The following is a 13,969-nucleotide window of genomic DNA, read 5'->3' on the forward strand; positions in this document are numbered from 1 at the left end:
GCCTTCGATCCGGCACCTGAGTAGGGTGGTGAGCGCCCCATCCGCGGGCGCAAATTTCATACGCGGGGGCTCCCACGAAACCGGGGGCTGAGATGACGACAGGCGGTCGTCGACCGCCTGAACCTGTCCGGATAATGCCGGCGTAGGGAGAAAAGTCATGGCCGACATGTCGAAAAAAACTGTTACCTGTGGACCCATCCAAGGCTCCACCAAGCACTATCTCGACGTCGACGGCATGGCCGTCCCGCAGCGTCGCGTCAACCTCACCAATGGTGATCACCTCGACCTTTACGACACCTCCGGCCCCTACACCGATAATTCGGCAACCATCGATCTGGATGCCGGTTTAGCAAAAACCCGTGACCACTGGGTTCGTCCAGAACCGGTGCTGATTCCGGCCAACCCCGAACGTGGGACAGCCGCACACACCGCATCAACACAGTTGGCGTGGGCCCGCGAAGGCATCGTCACCCCGGAGATGAAGTTCATCGCCGCGCGCGAAGGCGTCGACCCCGAGCTGGTCCGCAGCGAGGTCGCCCGAGGTCGGGCAGTGATTCCGGCCAACTATCGGCACCCCGAATCCGAGCCGATGATCATCGGCAAGGCCTTCGCGGTCAAGGTGAACGCCAACATCGGCAACTCGGCAGTCACCTCGTCGATCGCCGAAGAGGTGGAAAAGATGGTGTGGGCGGCCCGCTGGGGCGCGGACACCATCATGGACCTCTCAACCGGCAAAGACATCCACCTCACGCGCGAGTGGATCATGCGGAACTCACCGGTTCCCGTCGGCACAGTCCCGATCTACCAGGCGCTCGAGAAGGTCAACGGCGATCCCACCAAGCTGACGTGGGAACTATATCGCGACACCGTCATCGAGCAGGCCGAGCAGGGCGTCGACTACATGACCGTGCATGCTGGCGTGCTGCTGCGCTACGTGCCGCTCACCGCCAAGCGGGTCACTGGCATCGTCTCGCGCGGTGGGTCGATAATGGCGGCGTGGTGCCTGGCCCATCACACCGAGTCATTCCTCTACACGCACTTCGACGAACTGTGCGAGATCCTCGCCCGCTACGACATCACCTTCTCCCTCGGTGACGGTCTGCGTCCGGGGTCTATCGCCGACGCGAACGACGAGGCACAGTTCGCCGAACTCCGCACGCTCGGCGAACTGACGGCCATCGCGAAAGCGCACGGTGTGCAGGTAATGATCGAGGGCCCCGGTCACGTTCCGATGCACAAGATCGTCGAGAACGTCCGGCTCGAGGAAGAACTGTGCGACGAAGCGCCGTTCTACACCCTGGGTCCGCTCGCCACCGACATTGCGCCAGCGTACGACCACATCACCTCGGCGATCGGTGCGGCGATGATCGCCCAGGCGGGAACGGCGATGCTCTGCTACGTCACGCCGAAGGAGCACCTTGGCCTCCCGAACCGCGACGACGTGAAGGTCGGCGTTATTACCTACAAGATCGCTGCACACGCCGCCGACCTGGCGAAGCAGCATCCGCGGGCGCAAGAGCGCGACGATGCTCTCAGTAAGGCCCGCTTTGAATTCCGCTGGACCGACCAGTTCAACTTGTCTCTTGACCCCGACACCGCCCGCGAGTATCACGACGAGACGATGCCCGCCGAGCCGGCTAAAACCGCCCACTTCTGTTCGATGTGCGGACCCAAGTTCTGCTCAATGCGTATTTCCGCGGACGTCCGCACATACGCCGAGGAGCACGGATTGGTGACGCAAGACGATATCGACGCCCGCCTCGCCGAGGAGATGGCCGCAAAGTCGGCCGAGTTCACCGCCGCGGGCAACCGCGTTTACCTACCGATCGACGAGGCGGTGAGCACGCCGTGACGTACCCGTCGCTCCCGCTCGCTGCACCCGGCACCACCCCGGTGCGGGTGCTAACTGTCGCAGGCTCCGACTCCGGTGGCGGCGCGGGAATCCAAGCTGACCTGCGGACTTTCGCGATGCTCGGTCTACACGGATGTGTCGCCATTACAGCGGTGACCGTCCAGAACTCGACGGGTGTCACCGAGTTCGCCGAGATTGATCCGACGATCGTCGCCGCGCAGATGCGGTCGGTGGTTTCCGACATCGGCGTTTCGGCGGCCAAGACTGGCATGTTGGCTTCCGCGCCAATCATCACCGCGATCGCCGACGCGGCAGTCGACTTGGGTATCGGCCGTGATGGTGCGATACCGCTGGTCGTCGACCCGGTTTCGGCATCGATGCACGGAGATCCCCTGCTGGCCGCCGATGCCTTCGGGGCACTCACGACGCAGTTGTTTCCGCTTGCGACGGTCGTGACGCCCAACCTCGACGAGGTGCGACTGCTGACGGGGATCGACGTCGTCGACGATGCCACGCAGCGGGCGGCCGCCGTCGCACTGCACGCGATGGGTCCCCGCTGGGCGCTGGTGAAGGGCGGGCATCTGCGAGGTAGCGACCTCAGCCCGGATCTGCTGTACGACGGCACCGACTTCCATCAGTTTCCCGCCCCGCGGATCAACACCCCGCACGATCACGGGGCCGGCGACACTTTGGCCGCCGCTATCGTCGGAGCGCTCGGCCACGGCTACTCGGTACCGGATGCCGTTGCTTTCGCCAAACGCTGGGTCACGCGAGGCCTCGCTGCTGCCTACCCTTTGGGTGCAGGCCATGGCCCCGTCAACCCGCTCTGGCGCCTCGCCCCCTCAACCCCCTAACATCCCCCTTTTCTGTCACGATTCGACCAAGCCGTCACCAAACGTCTCGATCGGTGACGGTTTGGTCACCGGCACGACCGTCAGATGTGACAGGAAAGGGACGAAAACCCCGCGTAAATAGCACGCCGCCCGGATCATCTCGCGATGATCCGGGCGGCGTGCTTAGTTCTTAGCGTCTAGCCGTGGACGCGGTGGCGGTACTCAACCGGGCCGACGCCGTAACGCGTCTTGAAACGGTTGCGGAAGGTCGCCACGGTCGGGAAGCCCGACGAGAATGCGATGCTGCTGATCGAAGCCATCGGGCTCTGGACCAACATTTCGTGTGCGGTCTGCAGGCGACGATCGGCGATGCGGCTGGCCAGCGAGTTGTCGCAACTTTCGAAGTAGCGGTACAGCTGACGGCGCGACAGGTGCAGGTGCTCGGCGATCACGTCGGGCGAGAAGCTCGAATCCCGGTGGTGACGGTCGATCAGATCTGCTGCGGCTTCCTGAACAAACAGCGCGTTGTCTTCCATCGCCGCTGGCGAACCCTCGAGCTCCGACAATGCGGCGACGAGGAGGTCGACGGCGGCCTGCTCGGAGACGTTTGCTGCTGCCGACGTCGACTTGAGGGCCGAAGTCTCGGCGGCAAAGCGACGGACGAAGACTGCAGCCGCCCGTGCGAGCGGAGTGTTGGCGGCGACGGGACGCTGGAGGCGTTCGGCGACATGGCGGTGCTTGCCGAGTCGGCTGAACGGGATCAGCATGCCCGAGGGGTCGGAGACCGCCGTCGAGACAATGCTGTACGGGGCAGCATTGTTGACGAACACCAGGTCACCGGGGCCGTAGGTGGACTCCCGGCCACCCTGACGAATGATGGACTGGCCACGCATGCCGCTCACGCTCACCAGGAGCGCGTCGGAGGGATCCATTCGGACGCGAGCCGCAGTGCGTTCCAGAACCATTGCTGGCTGGAGCGCACAGTAGGTGGCGATCGACGACAAGCCCGCCGCGAAACGCATTGCGTGGAATGAATCCGGCTCGGCGACGCGGACGTCAACCGTCGGAGAGTAAGTGGTGGTTCCCGCAGATCCGGTGAACCGGTCGGGACGAAGCCGGGTGGGGGCGTTTCCAACTCCGAGTCGAGCTTCCCACTCCGCGACTGCGCGCGGGGTGAGTCGCGTTGCCAGAGGCGCGCGACTAGCAGCAGAGGAGGCGACGGGACGTGCTTTGGGCATGGTTGTAACAGGGGACATAAAAGACCTTCTACGCATGGGGGACATGACGAGATGGGCCTGGCTTTGGGAGGGAGCCTTGCGTTCTCATCTGACATCCTGACACACCAAATGCCGCTCTGTCGAACGATTCACAACAAACCTTCATAGTTCGATTGGGTCACACTTATCTCGTTGGACCACAATCGCGGGTCACCAAGATGCACGCTCTCGAAATGCCCCCCGACGTGCCGGAAGTACCGGTAGGGCGCGCAAATCAGCCCCGATCCACGCGGTACTGTGCATAAATAGCGCGGAGACCCCGCCCAAATTTTTCCTCCGAGGAGAGCCTGTGACTCAGCCGCCGAACGACGGCACCGCGAATACGCCAACGGGCGATCCGCAGTACCCGGCCGAGTATTCCGCCGTCCCCGCCGGACAAGCCGCCTACTCGGGCTACACGACAGGCAACCCTGCGCCGCAGATGTATGCGCAGCAGTCCCAGACATCGAACTCCCCCGAGGGCGACGATTCGGAAACAACCGCCACTGCCGTCGCCGCCGAGACCGCTGCGGTTCGTCGATGGCGAATCATCACGACGATCGCCTGCGCAGCGGCTGCTCTGGTCATCGTCAGTTTCTTCGCGATCGACGCGCTGCGCCCAGCTAAAGCCAGTACACCAGTCACCGAGACCATGACGACGACCACCACCGAGGTCTCCTCCGACCCCACCACGCTGACGAAAACCTCCACGGTCACCAAGTCGCAAACGCAAACCGAACGGAACACCGCCACGGTTACCGACACGGTCACCAATACGCAGACCGAAACCAGGACTAAAACGGTCGAGGTTCCGGGACCCACCGTGACAGAGACTGTCGCACCTTCCGAGTAGGCCTGCCATCACAAAGCCGCCGGGTGAATCTCATTGATTCGCCCGGCGGCTTTGTTAGTTGTTTCCGATACCGAAACTGGCTAAGAAACCCAGTTGACGTTGAACGGGTAAAGGTTGTCGGCTGGCTCACCGCGCCGGGCGCAGTCCTGAACCTTGATCGCGGCCATGATCTGCAGAACGAACAGATAGATCGAGATACCGAAGATCACCAACGAAAACAGGAGGCTGACAGCCGGCGACAGCGAACCGCCCCCGACAAGGACGATGAGCATCATGATGACCCATGCACCGAACCCGACCAACGTACGAAGGATCTGGAAGTTGAGGTTCGCGACCGCGTAACTGCGCGTAATCGCCGGAACCTTGTCCTTATCCATGAAGTAGAAGATCACTGCGGGGAGCCAAGAGAAGAAGGCTGACAGCCAGAAGTTGATCGACAGGTTGGTCGTCACGTCGCCGTTCTGACCGAAGGCCTGCTGGTAGCCCGGCTGGCCGTACTGTTGCTGACCGTACTGCGGTTGGCCCGGCTGACCGTACTGCGGTTGGCCCGGCTGACTCGGCTGGCCGTACTGCGGTTGGCCTGGCTGACTCGGCTGGCCGTACTGCGGTTGGCCTGGCTGGCCCGGCTGACCGTACTGCGGCTGACCGTACTGCGGTTGACCTGGCTGACCGTACTGCGGTTGACCTGGCTGGCCCGGCTGACCGTACTGCGGCTGACCCGGCTGCCCGCCGTCGCCGTTCTGGCCGGGAATTGGTGCGTTCATGAAACCCCTCGTTTGCCTGTAGCGGACTCGCGGAAGTGCTGTCGACTTGCGGTCCACCCTATGGTGGCTTTGCTTGTCAGACAACGATCTTGCGACGAATAGCTGACCCTTCGACGTCTCGCTCTAGCCCAGCTTTCGCAACTTCGGCACCACATCGGCGGTGAACGCCTCCAGGAACCGCCGCTGATCGTGTCCGGGGTTGTGGAACACCAGGTGGTTGAGGCCGGCATCGATGTACGTCTTGATCTGCTCGACGGCATCGTCGGCGTCCGAAGCCACGATCCACCGCTTCGCGACCTGCTCGATCGGCAGTTCGTCGGCGAGTCGTTCCATCTCCACCGACGAGTTCACCGAGTGCTTCTGTTCCGGCGTTAACGACAGCGGTGCCCAGAATCGGGTGTTCTCGAGGGCCTTCTGCGGGTCGGGGTCGTAGGAGATCTTGATTTCGATCATCCGGTCGATGTCGTCGAACTGGCGCTCAGCCTTCTCCGCACCTTCCTTGACGGCCGGGATCAGCTTCTCCGTGTAGAGGTCCATGCCCTTGCCCGAGGTGCAGATGAAGCCGTCACCGGCACGACCGGCGTACCGCGCGACGACGGGACCGCCAGCAGCGATATAGACGGGTACTGGGTTGGCGGGAATGTCGTACATGTACGCGCCCTGGGTGCGGTAGTAGTCGCCCTCAAAGTCGACCTTCTCGCCGGTCCACAGTTCACGCATGAGGCGGACGGACTCGCGCAGGCGCGCGAAGCGCTCCTTGAAGTCGGGCCATTCGCCGGTGAATCCCGTGGCGTACTCATTGAGAGCTTCGCCGGTGCCAACACCCAGCATTACGCGCTCGGGGTACAGGCAACTCATGGTCGCGAAAGCCTGAGCCACGACAGCCGGGTTGTAGCGGAACGTCGGCGTCATCACCGACGTACCCATCTGGACGCGCTTGGTCCGCTCACCGACAGCAGCCATCCAGGCCAGCGAGAACGGTGCGTGACCGCCGTTGTGCCGCCACGGCTGAAAGTGATCGCTGACGGTCACCGAGTCGAGACCGAACTCCTCGGCCATCACCCCAACCTCCACGAGTTCGCGGGGGTCGAACTGTTCTGCTGATGCCTTGAGTCCGAGCTTCAACGGTGCTGCCATAAGTCTCTCTCCTCAGTACTGGCGGGCGAGCCATCACGCATGTCGCGTGTGACTCGGTCCTCTACACTTCGTGATTCACCTTACGGTGGGCGTTTGCGCGAATGCTGCCCTGCTGACCACTGATTGGGCAAAACACGGTTCACCGCCAAGCGCGAGGGTCTGACCTGTTGCACAATGACTTCGACGTGTCGGCTTGGCACGCATTTGCCGCGCGCTCGGAAGAGGTCCCCGCACAGTGTCAATTCCGGTTGGTTCAAGTCGGGCCGACGCCCCGGCGGACGGGCACATCCCCGCCCAATATCTCCTGGGCGACGCCGCACCCGCACCACGAACCCTGTGCGACATCCTGGTGGCCACCGCCCGCCAGTATCCCGATGCACCGGCAATTGACGACGGTGATTCCATCGTCACGTATTCCGAACTCATTGCCATCATTCGACGCGTCGCCGGTCGTCTCGCCGATATTGGCGTCGGCCGCAGTGATCGCGTCGGCATTCGGATGCCGTCGGGCGATCAGAATTTGTACATCGCGATCCTGGCAACGCTGTATGCCGGTGCGGCCTATGTGCCCGTGGACGCCGATGATCCCGAGGAGCGGGCTCGCCTGGTGTTTGGTGAGGCCAATGTCGACGCCATCGTCGATGCCGATGGCGTGCACCGCCGAACCGACCGTGCGGCAGCATCCGCCAACGAACCGCTCCCCTCGTTGACGTCGTCGCCGGCCACCCTGTCCGACGACGCGTGGATCATCTTCACTTCCGGGTCTACCGGCAGACCCAAGGGTGTTGCCGTCACCCACCGCAATGCCGCAGCCTTCGTCGACGCCGAGGCCGCCCTGTTTCTGCAAGATGCGCCGCTCGGCCCCGGCGACCGCGTCCTCGCTGGCCTGTCGGTTGCCTTCGACGCCTCGTGCGAGGAAATGTGGCTCGCCTGGCGCAGTGGGGCGTGTCTGGTACCGGCGCCGCGGGCGCTCGTGCGGTCGGGCATGGATTTAGGTCCGTGGCTGGTCAAGCGCGATATCAATGTGGTTTCGACGGTCCCCACGTTGGCCGCGCTGTGGCCTGCCGAAGCCCTCGAAGCTGTTCGTCTGCTGATCTTCGGCGGCGAGGCCTGCCCGCCGGAGTTGGCCGACCGACTCGCCACCGACGACCGCGAACTGTGGAACACCTACGGCCCCACCGAAGCGACAGTCGTCGCGTGCGCCGCCCAGATGCACCGCGGTGAGCCCGTCCGCATCGGGCTGCCCCTGATCGGTTGGGACCTCGCCGTCGTCGACGCCGATGCCCGACCCGTTGCCGTCGGCGAGTCCGGTGAACTGGTGATCGGCGGCGTTGGCCTCGCTCGCTACCTGGACCCGGTCAAGGACGCTGAAAAATACTCGGCAATGCCAACCCTGGGCTGGGACCGCGCGTACCGAAGTGGCGACATGGTCCGACTGCTTAACGAAGGCCTCGAATTTGTTGGTCGTGCCGACGACCAGGTGAAAATTGGTGGCCGACGCATCGAACTCGGCGAAATCGACAATGCCCTGCAAAACCTGCCCGGAGTCAGCGGCGCTGCAGCCACCGTCCGCAAAACCGCGAACGGAAATGCCCTTCTCGTCGGCTACCTGGCGTCGACCGACCCCAACTTCGACGTCGCCGCCGCCCAAGCCTCACTCCGCGAAGAGTTGCCCGCCGCCATGGTTCCCCGCCTGGTGCTGATGGACGAGCTCCCCACCCGCACGTCCGGCAAAGTCGACCGCGACGCACTGCCGTGGCCGGTGGCCGGGACCGATTCCTCCGACTCCGATGGTGATCTGACGCCAACCCAAGCCTGGCTCGCCGAACAGTGGACCGGTGTTCTCGGTGTCAGTATTGGCTCCCCCGCCGCCGACTTCTTTTCCGAAGGTGGCGGATCCCTGTCTGCCGCCCAACTGGTCACGGCCCTGCGCACCCGCTTCCCGGAAGTGACGGTCGCCGACCTCTACGACCATCCGCGGCTCGGTTCGCTCGCCGAACTCCTCGATTCTCGGGATCCGACCGCCGTCGCCGAAAAGCGCACGGTCCGCCCGGTTCCGCGCGCCACCGGCATCGCCCAGGCGATCGCTTCGGTTCCGCTCGCCACGCTGACCGGCATCGCGTGGATTACCTGGCTCGGGTTCGCCAACAACATCGGTCGCGCCGTCGCCGACAGCCTCGGCTATTCGGCGTCGTGGCTGGTGCACGTGAACTGGTGGTGGCTGGCTGTTGCGTTCCTGGTGTTCGTGACACCGTTCGGTCGGCTGATCATCGCGGCCGGCGGAGCCCGCATCCTGCTTGCTGGCGTTGGCGCGGGGACGTATCCGCGCGGCGGGTCGGTCCATGTTCGACTGTGGTTGTCCGAACGCCTCATGCAGGCCAGCGGCGCCTACAACCTGTCGGGTGCACCGTGGCTGCCGACGCTGGCACGCTCGCTCGGCGCGACGATCGGGCGCGGCGTCGACCTGCATTCGCTGCCGCCCGTCACCGGCCTCATGGATATCGGCGACGGTGCCGCCATCGAACCCGAAGTGGATCTGTCCGGCTGGTGGCTCGACGGCGACGACCTCATCATTGGGCGCGTCGACATCAAGCCGGGCGCGACGATCGGCGCCCGCTCGGTGCTGCTGCCCGGCGCCGTCGTGGGGCGCGACGCCATCATCGACCCCGGGTCGGCAGTCCGCGGGAAGGTAAAGGCGCGCCAGCGGTGGTCCGGTTCGCCGGCCGTCAAGGTCGCGAAAGCCACCGCCGAATGGCCGGAGCAGCGCCCACCGCAACGCAAGTGGTGGGTGCCGGTTTACGCGGCGTCGGCCTTCCTGATTTCCGGCATCCCGTTGCTGTCGCTCGCCGTGGGCCTGGTCGTGATCGGCTCGTGGTCGCTGTCCGCCGAGACGATGGGCTCGGCCGCGTTGCGCGGGCTCGCCATGGCACCACTCGCAGCCCTCGCTGCGATGGCCACGTTCGCGCTCGTTGTTCTCCTTACGGTCCGTGTCCTGTCGATCGGGATGAAAGCCGGCGTCTACCCGGTTCGATCCCGCATCGGCTGGCAGGTGTGGGCCACCGAGCGCCTGATGGACTCGGCGCGCACCTATCTGTTCCCGATGTATGCCAGCCTGCTGACGCCATGGTGGTTCCGGGCCCTCGGCGCCAAGATCGGCAAGGGCACCGAGATCTCTACCGCCCTGGTGATCCCCAAATTCACGACGGTCGGTGACTATTCGTTCCTGGCCGACGACACGCTGATGGCGTCGTACGAACTCGGCGGGGGCTGGATGCGGGTCGGTGAAGCGAAGGTCGGCAAGCGCGCTTTCCTCGGCAACTCCGGGATGGTCGCACCGTCGCGCAAGCTCCCGAAAAACTCTCTTGTGGCCGTCCTGTCGTCAGCGCCGCTCAAATCGAAGAGTGGTTCCAGTTGGCTCGGCAGTCCCCCGGTTCGCTTGCGCCGCACCGCTTCCGAGACCGACACCACACGCACGTTTGCCCCTTCACGGCGCTTGCGTGCGGCACGCGGGGCCGTCGAAACACTGCGCATCATCGCGGTGATGGTGTCGTTCGGCATCGGCGTCGGCGTCCTGTTTGCGCTACAGACGCTCGCCGTCGAATGGAATGCCCTGGTGGCCGCCCTGCTCGGCGGACTCATCTTGCTCACCGCAGGTGCCGTTGCCGGTGCCGTCGCGGCCGTAGCCAAATGGGTCGTTGTGGGTCGGATCCAGCCGTCCGAGCATCCGCTGTGGAGTTCGTTTGTCTGGCGTAACGAACTGTCCGATGCGTTCGTCGAAACCGTGGCCGCCCCTTGGTTCGCCAATGCCGCCGCTGGCACGCCGGTGCTAAACCTGTGGCTGCGGGCGCTCGGCGCCAAGATTGGCCGCGGCGTCTGGTGCGAGTCGTACTGGCTCCCCGAAGCCGACCTCGTAACTCTCGGCGACGGTGCCAATGTGCAGCGCGGATGCGTGGTCCAGACACATCTTTTCCATGACCGCGTGATGGCGATCGATGTCGTCACCCTGGAAGCCGGTGCCACCCTCGGCCCGCATTGCGTTGCGCTGCCTGCGTCCGGTGTGGGTGAATCGGCGACGGTCGGACCGGCGTCGTTGGTGATGCGCGGCGACGTTGTCCCGGCCAATACGCGGTGGCAGGGCAATCCGATCGCGCCCTGGCCGCGCTGACCCCAGCGCAGTCTCCAACACAACTGTCGGCGGCGGTACCCTCGACGTCACCAGATCCCACGCTCAACGAAAGGCAGGCTGTGCCCGGCAAATTCGGGAAGACCGCATGGCACTCGCCTACGCTGAGCGCCGCCTCTCACGAACTCGACCCTTACCTACCGGGCAACGGCAACCTCGGCTATCGCGTCACCCGCTACGACCTCGCTCTCGACTACCGGGTCAATAGCAACCGACTCTCCGGGACAGCGACCGTGACTGCGACGTCGTACGAGCAGTTGCGGCGGGTGGGCCTCGACCTCGCATCGTCGATGCGGGTCGACAAAGTGACGGTTAACGGTCAACGCGTCCGGTTTGCGCACCGGTTGGGGAAACTGTCGATCACACCTGCCGCACCGATCCCGACGGGCAGCGCGATCACGATGGAAGTGCGATATAGCGGTACCCCGCGACCGGTCCGGAGCCCTTGGGGAAGCGTCGGCTGGGAGGAATTGGAAAACGGTTCACTGTGTGCCAATCAGCCGAACGGTGCGCCGTCGTGGTTCCCCTGCGACGACCATCCCGAAGCGAAGGCACCGTTCCGGATCGAGATCACCACCGACAGCCCGTATTACGCGCTTGCGAATGGTCGGCTGGTGAGTAAGCGTCGTCGTGCCGGGCAGACAACGTGGGTTTATGAGCAGCCCGAACCCATGTCGACCTATTTGGCAGCTATCCAGATCGGACAGTACGAGCGTCGCACCATGGTCGACGGACCTGTTCCGGTGCACGGACTGATGCCGCCCGCCCTGGAGAAGAATTTCGAGGCGAGCTTCGCTCGGCAACCGCAGATGGTCGCGGCGTTCACCGAAATGTTTGGCCCGTATCCGTTCCGCGAGTACACGTCGCTGGTTACCGAGGATGCCCTCGAGATTCCCCTTGAGTCACAGGGCTTTTCAACCTTTGGCGCGAACCATTGCGACGGCACCCTCAATCATGAGCGCCTCGTCGCACATGAGTTGGCGCACCAGTGGTTCGGGAACTCGGTCACCGTGGCGCGGTGGCAAGACATTTGGCTGCACGAAGGTTTTGCCTGCTACGCGGAGTGGCTCTGGAGTCAGCATTCCGGCGGCAAAACTGCCGACGAGTGGGCACACCATTACTACGCGAAGTTGGCCGCGGAGCCGGTTGCGGTGACGTTGGCCGATCCCGGGCCGAAGCAAATGTTTGACGACTGGGTGTACAAACGCGGTGCCATCACCTTGCACGCTTTGCGGTTGCGAATCGGCGACGGCGAGTTCTTTGCGCTGATTCGCCGCTGGACTGAGAAGTACGCCTACCGCTGTGTGACGACCGAGGATTTCATCGCCCTCGCCTCAACATTCACAACGACGTCGTTGAATGACATCTGGCAAGACTGGCTGTTCACCGCGAAGCTCCCCGCCTTCCCCACATAGGCCGCGCGAGCGCCCCGTCGTCCCTCCGGTCCTGTTCTCGCATGATGCGTGCATTCCCGCTACATGTCCGACATAGTGCGGGAATGCACGCATCATGCGAGAACAGCAAGGTGCGGGAGCAGGAAGGCGCGGGGCGCGAGGTACGACGCCGCTACTGCGGCAACAGGCCCGACTCGCGAGCGTCGACCAAACGGGGAGCTTCGGCATCCTTCTCCGACAGCACGTACGTCAAGGGCAGGCCGTCTAGTCCCACGCGCGGCCAGTCAATACCGAGGGCCGGATCCATCGGGTTGATCCCGTGCTCGGCCCCCGGGTTGTAGCCCGTCGAGCACAGGTAGTTGACGACGGAACCGTCCTTCAGCGAGCAGAAGGCGTGGCCCAAACCTTCGGCGACGTAAACGGCTCGACGGTCCACGTCGTCGAGCAGGACCGCGTCCCATTCCCCAAACGTCGACGATCCGACGCGAATATCGACGATCACGTCGAGCACCGCGCCCGACGTGCAGGTGACGTACTTAGCTTGGCCGGGCGGAACGTCGGCAAAGTGGACGCCGCGGATCACACCGGCGGCCGACACCGAGGTGTTGACCTGGGCCAGCGCGAACCGGTGCCCGATCGTTTCAGCAACGACGTCTGCCTTAAACGATTCGAGGAACTCGCCGCGGTCGTCGGCGAATCGAGTCGGGGTAAACACCCACGCCCCCGAAATCTTCAGCGGCCGTACGTCCATGCCCTATAACTCCCGTCCATGATCGAGCAGATCCAGCAGATATTGTCCGTACCCCGATTTCACCAATCGGGTAGCTGCCGAATGTAGTTGATCGTCGTCGAGGTAGCCGAGCCGCCACGCGATCTCTTCCGGGACCCCAATTTTCAGGCCCTGCCGCTGTTCGACGGTCCGGACAAAGTTGCCCGCGTCGAGGAGCGAGTCGAAGGTACCGGTATCGAGCCACGCGGTCCCGCGAGGCAGGACCGTCACGTGCAGCTTGCCCCGTCGCAGGTACTCGGCGTTGACGTCGGTGATTTCGTATTCGCCGCGCGCCGACGGTTTCAGTGAGGCCGCGATCTCGACCACATCGTTGTCGTAGAAGTAGAGCCCCGGCACCGCATACCGCGATTTCGGTTGCACCGGCTTCTCTTCCAACGACACCGCGTTGCCCGCCGAATCGAATTCGACGACGCCGTAGGCCGTCGGATCGGCGACCCGGTAGGCGAAGATCGCGCCGCCGTCGATGCCGTCGAAACCCTGAAGCTGCGAACCGAGGCCCGGCCCGTAGAAGATGTTGTCGCCGAGGACCAGCGCGACGGAATCACTGCCAATGTGGTCGGCACCCAGGACGAATGCCTGTGCCAATCCGTTGGGTTCGGTCTGTACGCGATAGCTCAGCGTCACCCCGAATTGCGAGCCGTCGCCCAGGAGGTTCTCGAAGGCGGCACGATCGGTTGGGGTGGTGATGATCAGGATGTCCCGGATACCCGCGAGCATGAGGGTCGACAGCGGGTAGTAGACCATCGGCTTGTCGTAGACGGGAACCAACTGCTTACTGACCCCCTGGGTGATGGGGTGCAACCGGCTGCCAGTGCCGCCGGCGAGGATGATTCCGCGCATGCGGTCAGCCTATCGGTATCCTCGGGCCAGTCAGAACTATTACTGTCTCAGGGTCAATACCGTCTCG

10 protein-coding genes and 1 riboswitch are annotated in these 13,969 nt (G+C 64.1%); of the genes, 5 read left to right on the forward strand and 5 right to left on the reverse strand.

Annotated features, from left to right (window positions below):
* The first annotated feature begins 52 nt into the window (after positions 1-52).
* Positions 53-167, forward strand: a riboswitch (TPP riboswitch).
* Complete coding sequence (gene thiC, locus AC1L34_RS12355; protein ID WP_480034816.1) at positions 158-1,852, forward strand: phosphomethylpyrimidine synthase ThiC; 1,695 nt, start codon at positions 158-160, stop codon at positions 1,850-1,852. (Overlaps the previous riboswitch by 10 nt.)
* Positions 1,849-2,706 carry a bifunctional hydroxymethylpyrimidine kinase/phosphomethylpyrimidine kinase gene (gene thiD / locus AC1L34_RS12360; RefSeq protein ID WP_424294736.1) on the forward strand — a complete coding sequence of 286 codons (858 nt, stop codon included), beginning with the start codon at positions 1,849-1,851 and terminating at the stop codon, positions 2,704-2,706. Before thiC ends, thiD begins: the two co-directional genes overlap by 4 nt.
* 176 nt (positions 2,707-2,882) lie before the next feature.
* On the opposite strand, the gene AC1L34_RS12365 is transcribed toward thiD, so the two are convergent.
* The gene (locus tag AC1L34_RS12365; protein WP_424293355.1) at positions 2,883-3,941 is read right to left on the reverse strand and encodes a helix-turn-helix domain-containing protein; all 1,059 of its coding nucleotides are present in this window, start codon (positions 3,939-3,941) and stop codon (positions 2,883-2,885) included.
* Positions 3,942-4,251: 310 nt separating this feature from the next.
* Between AC1L34_RS12365 and AC1L34_RS12370 the strand changes: the two genes are divergently transcribed.
* Positions 4,252-4,794: a hypothetical protein gene (locus tag AC1L34_RS12370; RefSeq protein WP_424293354.1), complete on the forward strand. Its 543-nt coding sequence runs from the start codon at positions 4,252-4,254 to the stop codon at positions 4,792-4,794.
* An 80-nt stretch (positions 4,795-4,874) separates the two neighbouring features.
* Here AC1L34_RS12370 and AC1L34_RS12375 read toward each other — a convergent pair whose 3' ends face one another.
* A complete protein-coding gene (locus AC1L34_RS12375) occupies positions 4,875-5,558 on the reverse strand; it encodes a magnetosome magnetite crystal formation protein family (protein ID WP_480034817.1) in 684 nt (227 codons plus the stop codon).
* A gap of 123 nt (positions 5,559-5,681) precedes the next feature.
* Entirely contained in the window at positions 5,682-6,695 is a 1,014-nt protein-coding gene (gene fgd, locus AC1L34_RS12380) for a glucose-6-phosphate dehydrogenase (coenzyme-F420) (RefSeq protein WP_424293352.1), read from the reverse strand.
* A gap of 235 nt (positions 6,696-6,930) precedes the next feature.
* Between fgd and AC1L34_RS12385 the strand changes: the two genes are divergently transcribed.
* Together AC1L34_RS12385 and AC1L34_RS12390 are read left to right on the forward strand one after the other, a co-directional pair.
* Complete coding sequence (locus AC1L34_RS12385; RefSeq protein WP_480034818.1) at positions 6,931-10,860, forward strand: Pls/PosA family non-ribosomal peptide synthetase; 3,930 nt, start codon at positions 6,931-6,933, stop codon at positions 10,858-10,860.
* An 80-nt stretch (positions 10,861-10,940) separates the two neighbouring features.
* Complete coding sequence (locus AC1L34_RS12390; protein WP_424322856.1) at positions 10,941-12,293, forward strand: M1 family metallopeptidase; 1,353 nt, start codon at positions 10,941-10,943, stop codon at positions 12,291-12,293.
* Positions 12,294-12,444: 151 nt separating this feature from the next.
* Here AC1L34_RS12390 and AC1L34_RS12395 read toward each other — a convergent pair whose 3' ends face one another.
* Positions 12,445-13,023: a dTDP-4-dehydrorhamnose 3,5-epimerase family protein gene (locus AC1L34_RS12395; protein ID WP_424293164.1), complete on the reverse strand. Its 579-nt coding sequence runs from the start codon at positions 13,021-13,023 to the stop codon at positions 12,445-12,447.
* A 3-nt stretch (positions 13,024-13,026) separates the two neighbouring features.
* A complete protein-coding gene (rfbA, locus tag AC1L34_RS12400) occupies positions 13,027-13,902 on the reverse strand; it encodes a glucose-1-phosphate thymidylyltransferase RfbA (RefSeq protein ID WP_480034819.1) in 876 nt (291 codons plus the stop codon).
* Positions 13,903-13,969: the final 67 nt, after the last annotated feature.

This window comes from Gordonia sp. 34D, from assembly GCF_056682775.1.

Coding starts and splice junctions, on each gene's coding strand:
- thiC (WP_480034816.1), top strand. CDS start 158: ATGGCCGACATGTCGAAAAAAACTGTTACCTGTGGACCCATCCAAGGC.
- AC1L34_RS12365 (WP_424293355.1), bottom strand. CDS start 3,941: ATGTCCCCTGTTACAACCATGCCCAAAGCACGTCCCGTCGCCTCCTCT.
- AC1L34_RS12375 (WP_480034817.1), bottom strand. CDS start 5,558: ATGAACGCACCAATTCCCGGCCAGAACGGCGACGGCGGGCAGCCGGGT.
- fgd (WP_424293352.1), bottom strand. CDS start 6,695: ATGGCAGCACCGTTGAAGCTCGGACTCAAGGCATCAGCAGAACAGTTC.
- AC1L34_RS12395 (WP_424293164.1), bottom strand. CDS start 13,023: ATGGACGTACGGCCGCTGAAGATTTCGGGGGCGTGGGTGTTTACCCCG.
- rfbA (WP_480034819.1), bottom strand. CDS start 13,902: ATGCGCGGAATCATCCTCGCCGGCGGCACTGGCAGCCGGTTGCACCCC.